This window comes from Peribacillus sp. P4_D6, assembly GCF_056401795.1.
Window position 1 is genome coordinate 1 of sequence record NZ_JBFUIQ010000007.1, and the last position, 19,369, is coordinate 19,369.

Consider the following 19,369-nt stretch of genomic DNA (forward strand, 5'->3'; position numbering starts at 1 on the left):
ATTTACCTTTCTGAACTTAAGCTCACTGATAAGTAAGACAAACCATGGAATCATCCCAGGCAAAACACTCGCACTGTACACATAAAGGAATACTTGCGGCGGTGCAAGGTAATTCAGGATAACCCCGATGCCCAACCCTAATAGTACAGCGATCGTGCAATATGCCGGAACTCCATTTTTAGATACTTTAGCAAAGATTTTCGGAGCTTGGCCATTCAATGCCAGTGTGTAAAGCATACGACCTGCACTGAAAATCCCACTGTTGCATCCAGACATTGCCGCAGTGATTACCACAAAATTAATGATGCCTGCCGCTGCAGTGATACCTATTTTGGCAAAGGTCGAAACAAACGGACTGCCTAAGTCACCCAGTTGATCCCAAGGGAATACTGTCACGATGACGAAAATGGCACCAATATAGAAAATTAAAATGCGCCATATAATTGATTGGATCGCTTTTGTTACGGTCTTCGTTGGGTTTTTCGCTTCCCCGGCTGTGATGCCGATAAGCTCAACGCCTTGATAGGAAGCCACGACAAGTGAAAGAGCAAAGAAGAATCCTGTCCATCCTCCCGTAAAGAAGCCGCCATTTGCCCATAGATTCGATAATCCAAGCGCATCCCCGCCATTGCCTATTCCAAAGAAGATAAGGCCCAGGCCGGCAACGATCATCAATATAATCGTTATGATTTTTATAAGTGCAAACCAGAATTCAAATTCCCCGAATGATTTAACGGAAATGAGGTTGGCCGCCCCCAAGATGATCATGGCCACTACACCTGGTATCCATGCCGGTAACTCCGGGAACCAATATTGCATATACAGCCCAACCGCAATGATTTCGGACATTCCGACGATTACCCATTGAAACCAATTGCTCCAAGCAGTCATATAACCTGCCAAAGGATGTATATAACTGCTCGCAAAGGTTGCAAAAGAACCTGTAGTCGGTTCTAAATAAAGCATCTCACCCATGGAACGCATGATGAAAAATATAAAAATACCTGCAATGGCATAAGCAAGCATTACAGAGGGCCCGGTCCATTTGATCGTGCTCGCAGATCCCATGAATAACCCGACTCCGATGGTTCCGCCCAAAGCTATCATTTGAATGTGACGTGCTTCCAGCCCTCTCTTTAATTCCTTGTTCGACATGATTAACTCCTCCAGATGCAATATCGGTAATGCTTTTCTATCCTTACCACGAACTTATTAATTATTGCAGTTAGAAATGCTCTATCGAAAAAATATCAATAACACTTCATTTATGTTTTCTTATCTTATAATAGTAAATATTCTGTAAAAATACAATTGTATTTTTGAAATAAACAGTTACCAATAATATCTTGCTGATTTTTCTAATCTAAAAATATCATTTTAAAAAAATGATGTTCAGTATTTTATTATAGTGATCGTTCATAATGAGTAGAAAACAATCACTTCTGCTTAGACCTTAAGTTAAATGCGGACCACTATTAAACTACAGATAATGCCTGATTCACTTCAAAAAATTTGTTGACCTACCGAAAAATAGATGATAGAATTCCAATATTATTTTATAAGCATAATGAAATGATCAAGCAGTGGAAAATCATCACTGACTGACATTTCTTCACAACCGCATACAAGCAAGCGATGAATGCTATGGATGACACTATAGCAGGAGCAGCTTCTGGAGAGACTGTACAAGATGCAGCGCCGAAGGATTCACAATCTCAGGCAAAAGGACAGAAGAGTAACGAATGATATATTGTTATTCTGAGCCCTTTAAGAGATTGGTATTATCCAATCTCTTTTTTTATTGTCCATTTTGTGATTGGACTAAAACAACAAATGGGAAAGGCAAACTGGACGACAATCACGTCCCTCTCTCCAAGACCATGCAGGTAACATTCACTACCAAGACTATAAAAACGGGGGCGTACGAATTGGCTAAACAAGAATTAAAAAGAGATTTAAAAAATCGACATGTACAACTGATTGCAATAGGAGGAACCATTGGCACCGGTTTATTTTTAGGTTCCGGAAAAGCCATACAATTAGCAGGTCCTTCCATATTATTCTCTTATATGATAATAGGGATTGCCTTGTTTTTTGTGATGAGGGCCCTGGGGGAATTGCTTTTATCCAATGCAGGGTACACATCATTCACTGAATTCGCAACTGAATATGTCGGTCCATGGGCCGGCTTCGTGACCGGTTGGACATATTGGTTTTGTTGGATCATGACCGCAATGGCCGATATCATAGCTGTCGGTGTTTATATGCAATATTGGTTTGATGTCCCTCAATGGATTCCGGCTCTGCTTTGTCTGGTCATTCTGTTAGGATTGAACCTATTGACCGTTAAGATCTTTGGCGAATTGGAATTCTGGTTTGCCATCATTAAAGTAATCACGATCATCGCCTTGATCATCGTAGGAATTTTCCTTCTGATCCTCGGCTTCAATACCAATACCGGAACGGTTTCCCTAACGAACCTTTGGAATCATGGCGGCATGTTCCCCAATGGCATTTCCGGATTCCTGTTATCTTTACAGTTGGTCGTCTTCTCATTTGTCGGTGTCGAATTGGTCGGGGTTTCTGCAGCAGAAACGGCGAACCCGCGAAAGAACATTCCATCTGCCATCAATAAAATCCCTGTCCGGATTTTGCTTTTCTACGTTGGTGCACTATTCGTCATTCTCTGCGTCAACCCATGGACACAACTGGATGCCACAAGCAGTCCATTTGTAGAGGTCTTTGCGTTAATCGGCATTCCAGTCGCTGCAGGGATCATCAACTTCGTCGTTTTGACATCCGCTGCTTCTGCATGCAACAGCGGTTTATTTTCAACGAGCCGAATACTTTATACGTTAAGCAGGAATGGTGAAGCCCCAGCTAAGCTGGAAAAATTAAATAAACAGGCTGTTCCGGGCAATGCCTTATTCACATCCACAATCGTTGTATCAATAGGGGCATTATTAAGCAAGCTGATACCAGAACAGGCATTTACTGTCGTGACTACCATCAGTGCCATCTGTTTCATATGGGTATGGAGCATTATCTTGATCTCCCATATCAAATATTCGAAAACAAGGCCTGACCTAAGAGCCGAATCGACTTTCAAGGCTCCTTTTACACCTTTTGTCAATTACGTCATTTTAGGCTTATTCCTGTTCATCCTTATTGTTATGCTATTCGCTGAAGCTACACGGCTATCACTGCTCTTGACCCCAATCTGGTTCATCCTCTTGGTGATACTATATAATTATCGAAAAAAAAGATAGCTAAAGGAAATAAAGCCTTGAACGCAATATGAATTCAAGGCTTTATCTGCATATGAACATATTAGGCCTTCGGCTTTCTGCACACTTTTGCTAAAATATATCAGGCAACTGCATTAAATTTTATATCAAAATAGTGTAAGCTAATATATATTATCGGACCTTTCCCGTCATGTATGAATTTTCCATCCGGTTTGGTTCACCCATCCATCAGTGGCATTGAAGAATAAACCCCCATTGGTGGGCGTTTCACTTTATTTAAAACGGAGGGGGTTGTTTAATGAAGATTATATATATTCTTACACTAGTTCCTTTTATAGGCATACTGGGATTTCTACCTTTTGTTAATAAAATAGAACCATATGTATTAGGGATGCCTTTCAATATGTTCTGGATGGCTATGTGGGTGGTCCTTACCTCTGCCATACTCGGCATCATGTATAAGCTGGATCCCAGGAATCGGGAAGGTGACCAGGAATGAATATTGCTCTCTTAATCATTTTAGCATTTTTACTTCTATCGATATTTTTAGGAATACGCTCTTCAAAAGGAAAAGATATGGACTTGGAACAATGGACGGTGGGCGGACGCGGTTTTGGTGCGATATTCGTCTTTCTGCTGATGGCCGGGGAAATCTATACGACCTTCTCCTTCCTTGGCGGCAGCGGCTGGGCTTATGGCAAGGGCGCACCCGCTCTATATGTTCTAATTTACATTACTTTGTCTTACGTATTATCCTATTGGCTCCTGCCGGAAATATGGAGATATGCCAAAGAAAATAAACTGATGTCTCAATCCGATTTCTTTGTAAGCAAATATAAGAGTCCCAGTTTAGGAATTTTGGCTGCACTTGTCGGTGTGGTGTCGATGATTCCAGTGATCGTCGTGCAGCTGAAAGGATTGGGGATCATTGTCTCGGAAGCATCTTATGGTGCCATCTCAATGTCTGAGGCAGTTTGGATGGGGGCGATCAGCCTTACCATTTATGTGATGATCTCCGGTATCCACGGTTCAGTTTGGACCGCGGTCATTAAAGATATCATGATGGTCGCCATAATAGGATTTTTGGGGATTTATCTGCCGATTCATTACTTTGGCGGATTTCAGCCGATGTTTGAAGCGGTTGATGCCGCCAAGCCTGGTTTTCTAAAGTTCCCTGATCAGGGGCTTAGCGTATCATGGTTCATCTCCACGGTAATATTGCTCGTATTCGGTTTCTATATGTGGCCGCAAGTTTTCAGCGCTGTTTATTCAGCACGCAGCGGCAAGGTATTTCGAAAGAACGCCATCATCAGTCCTTTATATACACTCATGCTGTTATTCGTCTTTTTCGTTGGGTTTACAGCTATATTGAAAGTGCCCGGACTCGTTGGGGCAGATGCGGACCTCTCATTGCTGCGCCTTTCGATCGAGACCTTTGATCCATGGTTTATAGGCATAATCGGCGGCGCTGGATTGTTGACCGCATTGGTGCCGGGATCCATGCTTTTGATGAGCGTCGCTACACTGCTCGCGAAAAACGTTTATAAGGAATTTGCACCTGACGTATCCGATCGCCATATTGTACGATTGGCAAAGTTCCTTGTGCCAATCATTGCCCTTATAGCCGTCTACTTCACCTTAAACGGCGGCGAAACGATGTCGGCATTAATTCTTATGGGATACAGTCTCATCACACAGCTCTTCCCATCCCTTCTCTTTAGTCTGAAAAGGAATAATCCGATCAATAAATTTGGCGCAATCGCCGGCATCATTACCGGATTGGCCATCGTAATCTGCATTACACTCAGTCAATCGACAATAGGGACCTTGTTTCCATCCTTGCCGCAAGCAGCAAAAGATTTGAATGTGGGAATCATTGCATTGGCAGTCAATTTCATTGTGATGATCACGGTGAGTATTGCTTTCAGAAAGCACGCGGTTCAGTTGGAACCTAAATCCGTTAACGATATATGAAGCAAATTTTGAAACTGGTTATGGATCAATAAACATTGGAGGCTCAGTCAAAAGACTGAGCCTTCCTTATTCTCGGCTTCCAAGCATAGTGTCCTTTATCTCAATATTGTTTATGGGAAACCTCATTTTAGACTATTAATCTTTTCTGTTTATAAACAAATCCCCTATTTTAACTAATAAATACAACGAAAAAATAATCATCAAGGTTCTGGATACTACCAGGCCATCAATAGCTAAATCATATCCACCTCTTAATAAGACTTCCGGATTCAAACAAAAAGCAATCGATATTACGAAAGCTATTAAAATCAGGATAACACCGAACTGAGATCTATTTGACATTAACATTCCCTCACATTATATATTTTCCAAATAACAGCATTGTTTTTAGGAATAATCTACATTCATGGTCACTGGGGATGACTCAGTTGCATTAAAAATCCAAAATAAATAGCCACCCTGATAAAGAATGACTATATATCATAAAATATGAAGCTTTCTCAGTAAAATGCATCGTATTGCTTCCGAGCCAACAAAAAATACTCTCTTCAGAAGGTTCGGGCTTTTATTCGTGAGTTAGGAGCAAATACTCGTGAGTTTTATGCTTTTACTCGTGAGTTTGGAGCAAATACTCGGGAATTTCATGCTTTTACTCGTGAGTTTGAAGCAAATACTCGTGAGTTTCATGCTTTTACTCGTGAGTTTGGAGCAAATACTCGGGAATTTCATGCTTTTACTCGTGAGCTTGGAGCAAATACTCGGGAATTTCATGCCCGTTAAAGCTCATTTTCTTTTTAGCCCATACCTTCAGTAATCCACTAAAGCCTTCCTGCCATCATTCAATTCTTTGATCACTTTCTTATATTTCTGCAACTCTTGTTCCAGTTTTTGTTTTCTATTTAAAATCATTCTCGTAACCTCTTTCGGGGAGGGCCCGCCTTGAATGCTTCTGATTTCCACAAAATATTCGGGAGAGATTATTTTTTTCCATTCATCTTCTGCTATGTTCACTGATACGAATTCATTGATGATCTTATTGATTTCTTGTGTGTCCCAATCATATAGCTCTTTCCCTTCACTAATCGATTTTTTTGCAATATGACTGGCTATGGAATGGGCTTTTCTAAAGGATATGTCGTAATCTCTTGAAAGGGTATCCGCTAATTCAGTAATCGTTATACTGGATTTTGCGGCCATTTTCTTTGTATGTTCTTCATTTACTTTCAAAGTCGACATGACGGCATACATTAGTTTCATGACACGGCCTGCATTCGAAAAAGCCCGATATAAATGTGGCTGTAAATCATCTTCCGTATCGACGATATCACCAAATGGTGTATTGTGAATCATATTCATTGCAGCAAGTGCATCACCATACGCACTGCTTGCAATCGAACGGGAATGTTCAATGGAGACAGGATTCCTTTTTTGCGGCATGATGCTGCTCACTTGAACATAAGGGTCCGCCACGTGAAATGTACCAAACTCCCTTGTCACATGCTGCAGGAAATCTTGGATCCACCTTCCGGTATTGACCATGCACGTCATGATGGCAGTTGCGGTTTCCAATAAATAATCTGCCCCGCCAATCGAGTCATAGGAATTTTCAATCACCGAATCAAACCCAAGCAGTTCAGCCGTACGGTTCCGACTGATCGGAAAACCGGTGGTCGTTAACGCGGCTGCACCCAAAGGGGATTGGTTAACCGTTTCATAGGCTGCCCATAACCGGCCAATATCCCTTTGAAGTACATCATAAATGGCTAAAAAGTAATGTCCTATTGTAGTCGGCTGAGCCGGTTGGGTATGCGTGTAACCTGTAATATAGGTTTCTGTATGTTTTTCAGCCTGCACCAAGAATGCTTCACTCAATTGGTTTGCATAGTTAATCAATTGGAGCAGATGACCTCTCAAAACAAGCCGGTACATTGCAACTCCCATATCATTACGACTGCGGCCGATATGAATCTTCCCTGCAAGTTCATGGCCGATTTCCTCACCGATCTTTGCCTCCATCATGAAGAATAAGTCCTCGAATTGGGGCTGATAGGTCAACTGCGCGAGATCTGTTTGGGCCACTTTCCGAATCCCATCAAGCATGGTTTTCGCCTCTTCATCTTTAATGATCTTTTGTTCCGAAAGCATGATGACATGTGCCCGATGAATATCGAACATTGCATCAAATAAGTAATCTCTTTGATCATTAAAAACAGGCATCAGAAGCTCTCTAACATAGGTTTTTCCGGGAAAGACACTACCTTCATTTTTGATAAATTGTTCAAGCCTGCTCATCTTTGAACCTCCGATTTATAAAGCTTTTTCCGCTTTGATTCCAAAAAACTTGTTCGAAATAAAGAGAACGATTACAATCAGCGTGATTTGAATCATCCCATAGGCAGCGGCCTGCCCCATATTGAACATCCGAAGCTGATTCATGATTTCAATGGATATGGGCCTGTTTGAAATCGTGTACAACAGGACCGAGGTCGGGAATTCCCCCACAGATTCGATAAATGCCAATAATGTCCCTGATAAAACACCAGGCATAATAATAGGAAATATGACTTTTCTGAAGGTATAAAACCACTTTGCCCCCAAGTTTCTGGCTGCTTCTTCAATCGAGTCATCCAGCTGCTCCAGAACGGCATTAGTCGAACGGACAACGAGCGGAATATGCCTGATGAAATAGGCAAGCGGCAAAATCCAAAATGTTCCTACCAAAATTTGACCAAAGGAAAAAACGCTAGGTTCATTGAATGCAAATATCAAGTTCATCCCTATGACCGTTGCAGGCAACGCCCAAGGAATCATGACTAGAATATCGACAAAGCTTTTCCCGACGAATTTCCGTTTGACAAGTACATAGGACGCTATGACCCCAAACACCAGATTTGCCAACGTAGCAATAAACGCCATCAGTAAACTATTTCTTAACGGCTTGAAGATATTAGGGTCTTCAAACAAAAGCCTGTAATTTTCAACATTAAATACTGTGGGATACGTTTGAAATGTCCAGGTTCCATCCGGCACAAGTGAAAGCAAAAGAATCGTAAAGTGCGGTAAAAGCAGAATAATTACGCCGATGACCCCAGTTACGACCATCACCCATTTCATAACCGGGTTCTTCACTTCACTCCTGTGTGCCCCAATCCCTTTCGAGGCCATTCGATAATCCTTCCTATTCTGATACCAACGCATGAATAATAGAAATGAAATCGAAACGATGGATAGAATGACCGATTGGGTAGCGGCAATTTCCATATCACCATTGATTTTTGAAAAATAAATTTGCAGGCTCAACACCCTGTATCCGCCAGCCAATAAAAACGGGGCACTGAAAGAAGCCATCGATATCATGAAAACAAGTAAAGAGGCGGCAACGATTGCAGGTGTCAATAATGGAAATGTCACCTTCCAAAAAACCTTTATTTTATTTGCTCCTAAGTTATAAGCGGCTTCTTCAAGTGAAGGATCTATTTTATTGATTGCAGCGGATACGGTCATATAAAAATAAACATACATCGTATAGGCATGCACGATAAGAATTCCCGGTACCCCGCCAATCTTGAATGGAACCTTATCGAGACCGAACAGGTCCTTGATGGCATTTGGAATCAATCCCGATTCTCCATATAAAAACATAAAGGCCATAACCCCTACCAATGATGGAAGGACAATCGGCAAAATCGCTGCTGATGAAAAGAAGCTTCTGCCGGGAAAATCGTAACGGTTAAAAATGAAAGCGAGCGGAATGCCAATCAAGGCACTGACCAATACACTCAAAAAGGATATATAAACAGAATTCCAAAGAGCCACTAAGTTCGTTTTCGATTCCTGTACGAAGAAGTCCTGATAATTTCCAAGGGATATCGTTCCGTCTTTTTGCAGACTTTCAATAAAGGTCCTCAATGACGGGTAGAGTACATATGCTATGAGAACCAATACAACTGGAATAAGGAGCCAAACCGTCAATCTCGTATCACGATTTTTAATCATGGCGCATCACCGCTTATGACAGGGATAAGACGCAGCTGTTTCTCGGGAAGCTGGACATACACTTCCTTTCCTTGATAAAAGTATCCAAAATCATGGGTGTTAAATACGTCGACCCTTAGTAACACGTCTTGAACATCCACCATGACATTCACAACAGACCCAAAGAATTGGACGGAATTTATATTACCTTTAAAGATATTCGTTCCTTCTTCGATCACATCCAGAATCCTGATTGCTTCAGGACGAATCGAAACAGCAAGGTCAGCATCACTCTGTATGATTGAAATTCCGTCCCTAGCTTGATTTTCCACCTTCAATTTAATCGGTTTTTCACTATTCTTAAGGACAAGCTCTATATTATCTTGTTGAACTTTTTCAACTTGAACGGGCAAAAGATTAATCTCGCCTATAAAACTCGCCACAAAATCATTGGCCGGCCGATTATAAATTTCTGTTGGCGTCCCGACCTGGTGACATACACCATAATTGAACACAGCGATTCGATCACTCATGGATAATGCCTCAGCCTGATCATGAGTGACATAAATGGTGGTAATCTTATAATCACGCTGCAGCCTTAAGATTTCCACTCTCATTTCATCACGAAGCTTGGCATCCAGATTACTTAATGGTTCATCCAGCAGTAATATTTCCGGTTCAATGACCAGTGCTCTCGCAAGGGCCACCCGCTGCTGCTGTCCTCCGCTTAACTGGCTCACTTGACGATCCGAGTAGCTCTCCAGCCTGACCTTTTGGAGGGCATCCAGCACTCTCTTCTTTAAGTCAGCAGAAGAAACCTTTCTCACACGCAAGCCAAACGCTACATTTTCAAAAACAGTCATATGGGGAAAGAGGGCATAGTTTTGAAAAACCATGCCTGTATTTCTTTTCTCCGGAGGTACACGCGTCATATCTTTGTCGCCAAATCGGACGACACCTTTAGTTGGATAATAAAAACCGGCAATCATCCGAAGTGTTGTCGTTTTACCGCAGCCGCTTGGACCAAGAAAGGTAAAAAACTCACCTTCTTTGATGTCCAGATTTAACTGGTCAACAGCTATCGTTTTCCCGAAGGCTTTTTGGACATTCTCTATTTTTATTGACGCCATCCAAACGACACTTCCTTATTCTTTAATTTCTTTATCTCCGCTTTTAATATTTTCATCCCAGTATTTCATCCACTCGTCACCTTTTTCCTGGAATGCATTCCAATCAATATCCATCGCTTTAATTTCCGTTTCCGTGATCCATTCAGGTAAACCCTTCACATCACTTCTGGTCGGAATCCTGTAAAATTCTTCTGCTAATGTTTTCGCGGCTTCTTGTGAATTCACGAACTCATAAAAGGCTTCAGCCGCTTTTGGATGCTTGGCACCTTCAACGATGGCGATACCTTCTGTCAATACTGGCGTTCCGCTTTCTGGAATGACGAACTCAAATGGATAATTTTTATTTTCTTTCAGCATGACGACATCCGGCATTGCCCAAACGGAAAGTGAGCCCTCTCCTTTGGCTACCTTGTTATACATCATTTCCGGATTCGCTGAATATTCCTTCGTGTTTTGGTCGAGCTTCTTTAACCAGTCATACCCTTCTTTCGGATCATTTGTATCCTTATACGTACGATAGATCATCGCAGAAAAAATTGTCCTCATCGTTCCGGAGGCTAACGGATAGCGGATGATGATTTCGTCTTTCCATTTCGGATCAAGCAGCTCATCCCAATCTTTCGGTACCTCGTCTTTTGATAATTCTTTGCTGTTATACATGATGACTTCCGGTGTCTGGCTCGTTCCTGTCCAATACCATTCCGGATCGCGGAATCCTTCATCGAGACTATCGGAATAGCTAGGCTTATAAGCGGCCAGCAGCCCATCATCCTTTGCTTGATTGAAGTTCGTGGAAGGTGCACCCCACCAAACGTCTGCCTGCGGATTACTTTTCTCAGAACGAACACGGTCAAGGATTTCCTGAGACCCCATATCAAGCCACTCAACATCAATACCATACTGATCTTCGAACTGCTTTTCGAATTTTGATAAAATATCTTTGCCATGCGGTGAATAAACAACGATTTTATCTTCGAGCTCACCCTTTTCGCCAGCATCCGAATTCGTTTTCGTATCTGTACCGTTACATCCCGAAATTAATAGTGCTGCCGAAAAGGTCAGTACTGAAACAAGCGACTTTTTCCTATTTTTCATTAATATTCCCCCTCATCGCGAAAATTCAAAATGCCATCATGTTCCCTTAAAAATAGGGAAACCGCTCCAAGCACCCCTGCGTCTTCTCCCAGTTGTGAAGTTTTCATTTCTACTAAACTTGGAAGATATCGATCAACGACCTCCCGAATTCTAGGTAAAATGTATTCAGCAGAATTTAATACACCACCTCCTAAAATGATCACTTCCGGATTTAGCAAACTAGCCGCATTGACAATTCCGCAGGCTAAATGTTCGATGGCTTCATTTATGATGGCCATAGCTGCAGTGTCTCCTTTTTTTGCTGCCAAAAAAGCATCCTCCCCCGATAGTTCGGAAGATTTGGCCCGTTCGAATAAAAAATGGTGAGGATCCTTGAGGACCTCCCTGGTGAAGTGACCGCCAATCGACTTGCCTCCAGCGACACTTTCCAAATAGCCGTATCTATGGAAAATCGGCTTGAATTCACGTTTTATATCCTCTTTGTCCGTCACCATATATCCCATTTCCCCAGCGGCACTGGAAGCTCCTCTGTATAACTGGTTATTCAAGATGATGCCGCTTCCGATTCCCGTGCCAACCGCAATGAACAGTAAATTCCGCTTATTTTGTGCATTACCCAGCCACTGTTCACCTAGTGCAGCCGCGTTTACATCATTGTCCAGAAAGATGGGGAAATCAAAATAACGCTTCGCTTCTGCTATAAATGGATATTGTACCCAGCCTAAACTCGGTGCCTCTATTACTAATCCGCTTGCCGTTTGCGTAATGCCAGGGATCCCGACTCCCATCCCCAATATCCTTTCCTTCGCAATCTGATTCTTTGCAACTAACCGCTCCGTTTCAATCGCCATTTGTTTAAGCAGCCCTGAATTTAAATAAGTGTTTGTTGAAAAACTAGTGTCAGCAAGGATGTTGCCGCTTAAATCGCTTAAAACGATTTTCACTTTCGTCCCGCCTATATCGACACCGATGATATAGGCAGCCTTTTCATTAAAAAAGAGCTGGATGGGCCTCCTCCCGCCTTGAGATGAGGATACTCCTATTCCTTTCTCGAATACCCATTTCTCCTGTATAAGTTCATCCACAGCCTGTGAAACAGTTGGTTTACTTAGCTGAAGCTTAACGGCGATTTCAGCTCTTGAAATGGGTGAACATTCTTGGATGCATTGAATGATTCTTTTTTTATTTACATATTTTTGATGACTGGGTGTCCTTTTAAAACTCATCACATCACGGCCTTACATTATTTAGTTAGTAAATCTTCCTAATTAAGTAAAAATATAACTTAAATAATTTCAACGCACAAGTTTTTTTCGGAACATTTAAAATGTTCAACTTTTAATAGTTACTTCGAATTATTTACATTTATAACCATTGGTGCTATTTATTAGATAGGTTTTTTTATCTGGTTAGTTAGAAAACATTACTAACCTACATTTTTTTTAGGTGTTTTATAAAAGTTGAAGGGGGTTAAAAGAAGAATGAAAAAAGCTTTGTTATCGTTGTTTTCCCTTTTGTTGGTTCTTGCATCATTGCCACTTGGAGGCAGCGCTGCAAATCCTGATGATACCAACGTCGAATTATGGAATGCGGTCAAGCCGCTCGAAACGACTGTGACATTCTTGAACAGCGGTGCCCATCCCGATGATGAACGCAGTGACTTTCTCGCTTATCTATCGAGAGGGTTAGGGGTGAAAACATCCAGCCTGATTGCAAACCGTGGTGAGGGAGGACAAAATGAAATTGGGGATGAACTGGACAACGCTCTTGGAATCATCCGTTCGAGGGAAATGATAGAAGCTGCAAAAATCACCGGGGTTAAAGCCTATCATCTAAGCGAAACGACCTCTGATCCCATTTATGATTTCGGTTTCTCTAAAACACCAGAGGAAACATTACAAAAATGGGGCGAGGAACTCACATATGAACGGCTTATCCGCTTTATTCGGACGTATCAGCCAGATATATTGATGCCATCCTTTCAAAATGATGATACCCAGCATGGACATCATCGAACAATGACAATCCTAAGTGAACGTGCCTTTACGGATGCCGCCGACCCAACTGTGTTTCCACAACAATTGAAACAAGGTCTATCGGTATGGCAAGTGAAAAAGTTATATTTGCCCGTTTCCTCGGCAGATCAAGCAACCACTTCGATAGAAATCGGTAAATATGACCCAATATACAAAATGACTTACCCACAGCTTGGAGAACAATCCCGCTATCTGCACAAAAGCCAAGGCATGGGTTCTGATATCCCTGCAGCACCGCGCCAGATCCATTTGGATTTGAAGCAAAGCGCGGTTGATACAAAAAGCGAGTCGGACCTTTTTGCAGGTGTACCTTACAATTTTACTGAATGGGCTGAAAAACTCCCCCGCTCAGCTTCAAAATTAAAAGGTGAATTTAGGTACCTGCAACGGAATCTGGACGCTGTTATTGAGTCTTATCCCCATGCTAAACGTGTTTTTTCAACATCCCAAAAAGCTCTTTCCAATGTTCGTTCAATGACTGCGCAAGTCAAAAAGGCAAAGCTAAGCCCTGCCATCAAAAACGACTTGCTTCATAAGCTCTCATTAAAAGAAGAGCAATTGGAAAACGTCAGTTATGTTTCCTCAGGGCTCGAGGTTCAAGCTGAAGCAGCTTCAAAGATTCTTACTAAAGGTCAAAATACGTACGTAACCATAACCATGAAGAATAACGGGAAACAAACATTGAAAAAAGTCGCTGCTGCATTGAACGTGCCTAAAGGATGGAAGACAAAAATAAAATCAAAAGATGTCAATCTGGCACCTAATAAATCAGTGACAATGACCTACCTGGTTGAAGTCCCTGAAGATGCAGCTTATTACCATGCCTATGATGAATCAACCATTACGACCAGCATTTCTTATAAATACGGGAGCACAAAAACTTCCATCAAGGAAGAATTGGATGGAACGATCGCCGTCCTTCCCGACGTTGCCCTTACCTTATCTCCTGAAGATATCGTCGTAAATACAGCAGATGTAAAAGAGGAAATCCCAGTGGCGGTGACCTTGAAAAACTATACAGAAGGAAAAGCATCAGCAAAGGTCGCTTTAAAAGTCCCTGAAAATTGGGGAGTTCATCCCCAAAATGCCACTGTATCATTTAATGAAAAATCAGAAGAAAAACAAGTGAAGTTCACCCTCATACCGCCTAAGGCCATCCAAAATGGTGAATATCAGGTGAAGGCAGCTGCCACTGTCAATGGGAAAACCTTTGATTCGACCATTCAGGAAATTTCCTATGACCATATCGGAACATTCTATTACCAATACCCAGCAGCTATCAATACCGTTGCATTTGAGCTTTTGAAGCCAGCTTCATTAAAAGTGGGGTACATTGAAAGCGGATTCGATAAAGTGGCAGATTACTTAAGCAATGCAGGGCTGAACATTACGAAGTTAACTGAAGCTGATTTAGCTGAAGGTGATTTAAGTCAATATGACACGATCGTTACAGGCATCCGTGCCTATCTATCAAGGGAAGATTTAAAGGCAAATAACGCGCGCTTACTTGAGTATGTGGAAAACGGCGGACATCTCGTCGTGCAATACCATAAACCGGGTGATGGATGGGATGCATTGAAGACGGCTCCATATCCTCTTACCCTCGGGAATCCTTCGATTCGCTGGCGGGTAACCGATGAAAGAGCCACAGTAAACGTGTCGAAACCAGAATCGGCGCTTTTTACCTATCCAAATAAAATAACAAGTGATGACTGGAGCAATTGGGTCCAAGAAAGAGGATTGTATTTCCCAATGGAATGGGATGAACGGTATGAAACATTCATTTCCATGGCTGATCCGAATGAAGAACCATTTGATGGCGGTATCCTTATGGCTAAATACGGTAATGGCACCTACCTCTATACCAACCTTGTCCTATACAGGCAAATTCAAGGCCAGGTCCCAGGCGGATATCGAATCATGACGAACTTGATTAGTTACGGTGCCAAATAAATAAAAAGAAACCTATGCATGTGTTAAATGCATAGGTTTCTTTTCTGTGACGTTTGCCCGATTGAAGCTGATATGAATAAAAACATCTCCTGACTGATAGGTTCCTGCTCTAAAAACAAAAAAAGTTATGCACAAAGATGAGGGAAAGGCTATGCGTTTGGGGTTTCCCCTCATTTCCCGCATTGCTTTGTCCACACTTTATGCACAACTTCATTCATGACTTACGATCTTAAAAAAATCCCGTTAAAGCACTTTGCTCAAGAATGCTTTGGTTCTTTCGTGCTGAGGGTTACCGAATAATTCATTCGGCTCATTTTCTTCCACGATATACCCTCCATCCATGAATATCACCCGGTCCCCGACTTCCCGGGCAAAGCCCATTTCATGCGTAACGACGACCATTGTCATTCCTTCTTTAGCAAGTTGTTTCATTACCTCCAAAACATCACCGACCATTTCAGGGTCAAGGGCAGAAGTCGGTTCATCAAATAGCATGATCTTCGGATTCATCGCCAATGCCCTTGCGATGGCGACCCGCTGTTTTTGTCCGCCGGAAAGTTCCCCCGGATAGCTACTTGCTTTTTCCTTTAGACCAACCTTATCCAATAACTCAAGCGCTAATCTTCCTGCTTCCGCTTTATCGGTGGCACGAATTTTAATAGGGCCCAAGGTTATGTTCTCCAAAACGGTCTTATGTGGAAATAGATTGAAATGTTGAAAAACCATTCCAACTTCTTGCCGGACTTTGTTTATATTGATTTTCCTTTTAGGATCGGTAATATCATGTCCGTTAATGACCACCTCGCCGCCGGTAACTTCCTCAAGGAGGTTCAGGCAACGCAGGAATGTACTCTTTCCAGATCCAGAAGGGCCTATTACGCAAATTACTTCCTTTTCCTGCACTTCTGCATTTATATCTTTTAAAACCTCGACAATTCCAAATGATTTTCTTAGGTTTTTTACTGTAATGATGCTCATCGAACTTGTACCCTCCTTTCTATGAAATTAGCAATTAGGGTTAACAAATAGATGATGATAAAGTAAATTACACCCACGGCCAGCCAAACCTTGAATGCTTCAAAGGTTGCCGAAGCTTGAATCTGACCTTGCTGGGTTAAATCGGCTATACCAATTACGGATAATAGAGAAGTGTCCTTCAAGCTGATGATCGATTGATTCGTAATGGTAGGGAGCATCCTTCTAAAGGCTTGCGGAAGTACGACATATCTCATTGTTTGAGCTCCAGTGAACCCGATGGATCTTGCCGCCTCCGTTTGCCCTTTATCGATTGATTGTATCCCCGCCCTTATTATTTCAGCAAAATATGCTCCTGCATTGATTGCAACGGTGATTATTCCGGCTGTTGTACTGTCCAAAGAAATCAAATTCAATGAATTCACACCAAAATAGATAAAAAATAACTGAACGATGAACGGTGTCCCTCGTATTGCATCCACATAAACCTTTGCAATCCAGTTCAAGATTTTGATGGGGGCAAGTCGCAGCAAAGCGACAAGTAAACCAATCAAAAAACCTAGGATAATGGCAATCACAAAGATATAAAGTGTCACCTGAAGTCCTTTTAATAAAAGAGGCAACGCCGCAACAATTATATCCATTTCTTTCACCCCTTTGAAAAAGAAAGCGCGCCATAAGCGCGCCTAATGAGCTTTAATCTATTGTTTATTAACCTTATTCACCAAGATACGTTTTTATTATTTCATCATATGTGCCGTCTTTTTTAAGATTGGCAAGACCATCATTTATTTTTTTCAATAAATCCCCGTTTTGCCCTTTCAATACAGCAATTCCATATTGGTCACCATTCAAACGGTCACCTACGATTTTCAACCCAAGATCTTTTTGGGCGATTGCATATGAGATGACAGGATAATCTTCTATAAGGGCATCCGCATTACCGTTGGCCACTTCCTGGAACATCGCTGGACTATCATTGAATTGAACAACTTTGATTCCTAGTTTCGTAGCATTATCCTGTGCATATTTAGCACCTGTTGTTCCTTTTTTCACTGCTATGGTTTTTCCTTTAAGATCCTTAACGGTTTTAGTGCTTGTATTATCTTTCTTAACAACTATTGTTAACCCTGCATCAAAATACGGTGTTGAGAAATCCACTACCTTTTTTCTTTCCTCTGTAATGCTCATTCCTGCAATGGCCACATCAAGCTGATTGGCTTGCATAGCCGGAATGATTCCACCGAAATCCATTGGAGACAATTTGATTTTGAAATCCTGGTCTTTCGCGATTGCATTGATCAATTCGATATCGATACCTTTATAGTCGTTCCCCTCTTTAAATTCAAAAGGAGGATAAGTCGTATCCACACCAACTTTATATACCTTTTCAGGTTTCTTTTCCTCACCTGCATTTTTTCCTTCATTGGTTCCACAAGCCGAGATAAAGATAGTTAAAATCAAAAACATACTCAATAAACCAAGTTTCTTCATTTAAATCACTCCAATTCTTAATTATACGTGATAATAAATAATTCTCCCTATAATATAGCATAAGAATAAAGTATTATAATATGAATTTTTAGAATAAATATTATTTTCTTTAAATAATTTTTATGGACGTTTTTCCTAATATTGTTACAGTGATGGAAAACACAAAAAGGCTATGGGATCCTTCTCGATAAAAATAGCCGATCATGTCATCAATACCTGTAAAACAAGACCATTGAAGGGTGGTATTCACAAGGGTTCCTTTGGTCTTCCCTAATAGGAGATGCCTCATTAGTTGGATAAGAAAAAAACTAAATCAATTAACTTTTGGATCCTTTTAAACTAGAATATAGGAATTGTTTTTTTTTCGCCTCCACTCCCCCTGATTCAAATGTCCCGCACAACCGTGAGTCCTACCATGTCTACTTCTATCAAAAAGGCCAACCAGTAATTTTTACTGGTCGACCTTATAATACGAACGCATCCGTTCGATTTGTGATCGAATTAAGATTCATTGATTTGCACTAAAGCAGCAATATTGCGATGGGTGCCGTAATAATTAACGTGATGAGTGTCCGTTCAAACCAGATAACAATCAACTTCGTAATGCTGATCGGGATTTCGGTTGATAGGATACAAGGTATCGCCGCTGAAAAGAACAATATGGATGAAACAGAAACCACGGCAATGATGAACTTAGTTACCAGTGGTGCATCAACTACAAGAAGCGCCGGCAGGAACATTTCTGCAATTCCTATAGCTGAAGCTTTTGCAGCCAAAAATGGTTCAGGTATTTGCAATGCCCAGGTAAATGGGTAAAAAAGATAGCCAAGTAAATTAAATACTGAAGTGTACTCCGCTAATACAAGGCTGATGAGACCAACGGATAAAATGGACGGCAGAATGCTCATTGTCATAAGAAAACCGTCCTTTAAGTTTTTCCATAAATTTCTGCCAAGACTTACTTAATTATTTGCTCCTACCATCGCACTGTTCCAGACACTTCGGAAAAGTCCTTGTTTGAAAACTTCTTCTGGGTCCGCATTATCCGAATAATATTCGTCGCTCATTTTATTTATTGGACAAAAACGTACGGTAATGGCAAGGTACGTGATCGCTAAAGAAACCCAAAAGAAAAGCGACCAGAGGTCCATAAGCCCGAGGGTTTTTGCTACAACGATCATAAACGACGTTGCTGAAACCGTTGAAAAGGCAGTTGCAATAATAGCTGCTTCTACAAGGGTGTATTTTCCTTCTTTATATAGTCGATTCGTAATAAGCATACCAATGGAATAGCTCATACCTGTAGGTCTTGTCGTTCCTTTTGGCGCTGCTCATTGGATACGGGCTTCTCGAATTTTTAGGTGTACTGATGCAGCCGATCATGAGGCCGATATTTAAAACGCCAGGGCGTTCAGCTGTTGATATGGTTGCTGATTTAGCAGGAGTGTTCCTGCCCCTTTTGTGCATAAGAAACAGAGCTAAACGTCAC

14 protein-coding genes, 2 pseudogenes and 1 riboswitch are annotated in these 19,369 nt (G+C 41.5%); of the genes and pseudogenes, 5 read left to right on the forward strand and 11 right to left on the reverse strand.

All coding sequences use genetic code 11. The features are described from left to right. Nucleotides 1-1,155, reverse strand: a 1,155-nt coding sequence (locus tag AC1DVB_RS04440; protein ID WP_477588304.1) for an amino acid permease, incomplete at its 3' end; no start/stop codon positions are given. Between the two features lie 507 nt (nucleotides 1,156-1,662). Then, nucleotides 1,663-1,741: riboswitch (glycine riboswitch) on the forward strand. A gap of 187 nt (nucleotides 1,742-1,928) precedes the next feature. On the opposite strand from AC1DVB_RS04440, the gene AC1DVB_RS04445 reads away from it, so the two are divergent. From AC1DVB_RS04445 to AC1DVB_RS04455, 3 genes are all read left to right on the forward strand, one after another. After that, nucleotides 1,929-3,269 carry an amino acid permease gene (locus tag AC1DVB_RS04445; RefSeq protein ID WP_214806731.1) on the forward strand — a complete coding sequence of 447 codons (1,341 nt, stop codon included), beginning with the start codon at nucleotides 1,929-1,931 and terminating at the stop codon, nucleotides 3,267-3,269. Nucleotides 3,270-3,546: 277 nt separating this feature from the next. Next, nucleotides 3,547-3,747, forward strand: a complete 201-nt coding sequence (locus AC1DVB_RS04450; protein ID WP_048685209.1) for a DUF3311 domain-containing protein — start codon at nucleotides 3,547-3,549, stop codon at nucleotides 3,745-3,747. After that, entirely contained in the window at nucleotides 3,744-5,222 is a 1,479-nt protein-coding gene (locus AC1DVB_RS04455; protein ID WP_096338936.1) for a sodium:solute symporter family protein, read from the forward strand. The genes AC1DVB_RS04450 and AC1DVB_RS04455 overlap by 4 nt, the downstream gene beginning before the upstream one ends. Nucleotides 5,223-5,357: 135 nt before the next feature. Here the strand turns inward: AC1DVB_RS04455 and AC1DVB_RS04460 are convergent, their stop codons facing one another. The 6 genes from AC1DVB_RS04460 to AC1DVB_RS04485 all read right to left on the reverse strand — a co-directional run bounded on the left by AC1DVB_RS04460 (nucleotide 5,358) and on the right by AC1DVB_RS04485 (nucleotide 12,648). Continuing rightward, on the reverse strand, nucleotides 5,358-5,564 hold the full coding sequence (locus AC1DVB_RS04460; protein WP_318269823.1) for a hypothetical protein: 207 nt from the start codon (nucleotides 5,562-5,564) through the stop codon (nucleotides 5,358-5,360). A gap of 465 nt (nucleotides 5,565-6,029) precedes the next feature. Continuing rightward, nucleotides 6,030-7,514 carry an argininosuccinate lyase gene (gene argH, locus AC1DVB_RS04465; RefSeq protein ID WP_095678654.1) on the reverse strand — a complete coding sequence of 495 codons (1,485 nt, stop codon included), beginning with the start codon at nucleotides 7,512-7,514 and terminating at the stop codon, nucleotides 6,030-6,032. A 15-nt stretch (nucleotides 7,515-7,529) separates the two neighbouring features. Further along, on the reverse strand, nucleotides 7,530-9,218 hold the full coding sequence (locus AC1DVB_RS04470) for an ABC transporter permease (protein ID WP_477588308.1): 1,689 nt from the start codon (nucleotides 9,216-9,218) through the stop codon (nucleotides 7,530-7,532). Further along, nucleotides 9,215-10,327: an ABC transporter ATP-binding protein gene (locus tag AC1DVB_RS04475; RefSeq protein ID WP_095678656.1), complete on the reverse strand. Its 1,113-nt coding sequence runs from the start codon at nucleotides 10,325-10,327 to the stop codon at nucleotides 9,215-9,217. Before AC1DVB_RS04475 ends, AC1DVB_RS04470 begins: the two co-directional genes overlap by 4 nt. A 15-nt stretch (nucleotides 10,328-10,342) precedes the next feature. Continuing rightward, nucleotides 10,343-11,422: an extracellular solute-binding protein gene (locus AC1DVB_RS04480; RefSeq protein WP_477588310.1), complete on the reverse strand. Its 1,080-nt coding sequence runs from the start codon at nucleotides 11,420-11,422 to the stop codon at nucleotides 10,343-10,345. Then, the gene (locus tag AC1DVB_RS04485; protein WP_477588312.1) at nucleotides 11,422-12,648 is read right to left on the reverse strand and encodes an ROK family transcriptional regulator; all 1,227 of its coding nucleotides are present in this window, start codon (nucleotides 12,646-12,648) and stop codon (nucleotides 11,422-11,424) included. The genes AC1DVB_RS04480 and AC1DVB_RS04485 overlap by 1 nt, the downstream gene beginning before the upstream one ends. A gap of 255 nt (nucleotides 12,649-12,903) precedes the next feature. On the opposite strand from AC1DVB_RS04485, the gene AC1DVB_RS04490 reads away from it, so the two are divergent. Beyond that, the gene (locus AC1DVB_RS04490; RefSeq protein WP_477588314.1) at nucleotides 12,904-15,411 is read left to right on the forward strand and encodes an NEW3 domain-containing protein; all 2,508 of its coding nucleotides are present in this window, start codon (nucleotides 12,904-12,906) and stop codon (nucleotides 15,409-15,411) included. 243 nt (nucleotides 15,412-15,654) lie between these two features. Here the strand turns inward: AC1DVB_RS04490 and AC1DVB_RS04495 are convergent, their stop codons facing one another. The 4 genes and pseudogenes from AC1DVB_RS04495 to AC1DVB_RS04510 form a co-directional block, all read right to left on the reverse strand. Continuing rightward, nucleotides 15,655-16,389 carry an amino acid ABC transporter ATP-binding protein gene (locus AC1DVB_RS04495; protein ID WP_477588316.1) on the reverse strand — a complete coding sequence of 245 codons (735 nt, stop codon included), beginning with the start codon at nucleotides 16,387-16,389 and terminating at the stop codon, nucleotides 15,655-15,657. After that, nucleotides 16,386-17,030, reverse strand: a complete 645-nt coding sequence (locus AC1DVB_RS04500; protein WP_034305627.1) for an amino acid ABC transporter permease — start codon at nucleotides 17,028-17,030, stop codon at nucleotides 16,386-16,388. The genes AC1DVB_RS04495 and AC1DVB_RS04500 overlap by 4 nt, the downstream gene beginning before the upstream one ends. Before the next feature lie 73 nt (nucleotides 17,031-17,103). Continuing rightward, on the reverse strand, nucleotides 17,104-17,880 hold the full coding sequence (locus AC1DVB_RS04505) for a transporter substrate-binding domain-containing protein (protein WP_057278641.1): 777 nt from the start codon (nucleotides 17,878-17,880) through the stop codon (nucleotides 17,104-17,106). A 521-nt stretch (nucleotides 17,881-18,401) separates the two neighbouring features. Beyond that, a pseudogene (locus AC1DVB_RS04510) lies at nucleotides 18,402-19,175 on the reverse strand (YjiH family protein); the annotation flags it as partial. A gap of 17 nt (nucleotides 19,176-19,192) precedes the next feature. On the opposite strand from AC1DVB_RS04510, the pseudogene AC1DVB_RS04515 reads away from it, so the two are divergent. Further along, nucleotides 19,193-19,357, forward strand: a pseudogene (locus AC1DVB_RS04515) (nucleoside recognition domain-containing protein); the annotation flags it as partial. Between the last annotated feature and the right edge of the window lie 12 nt (nucleotides 19,358-19,369).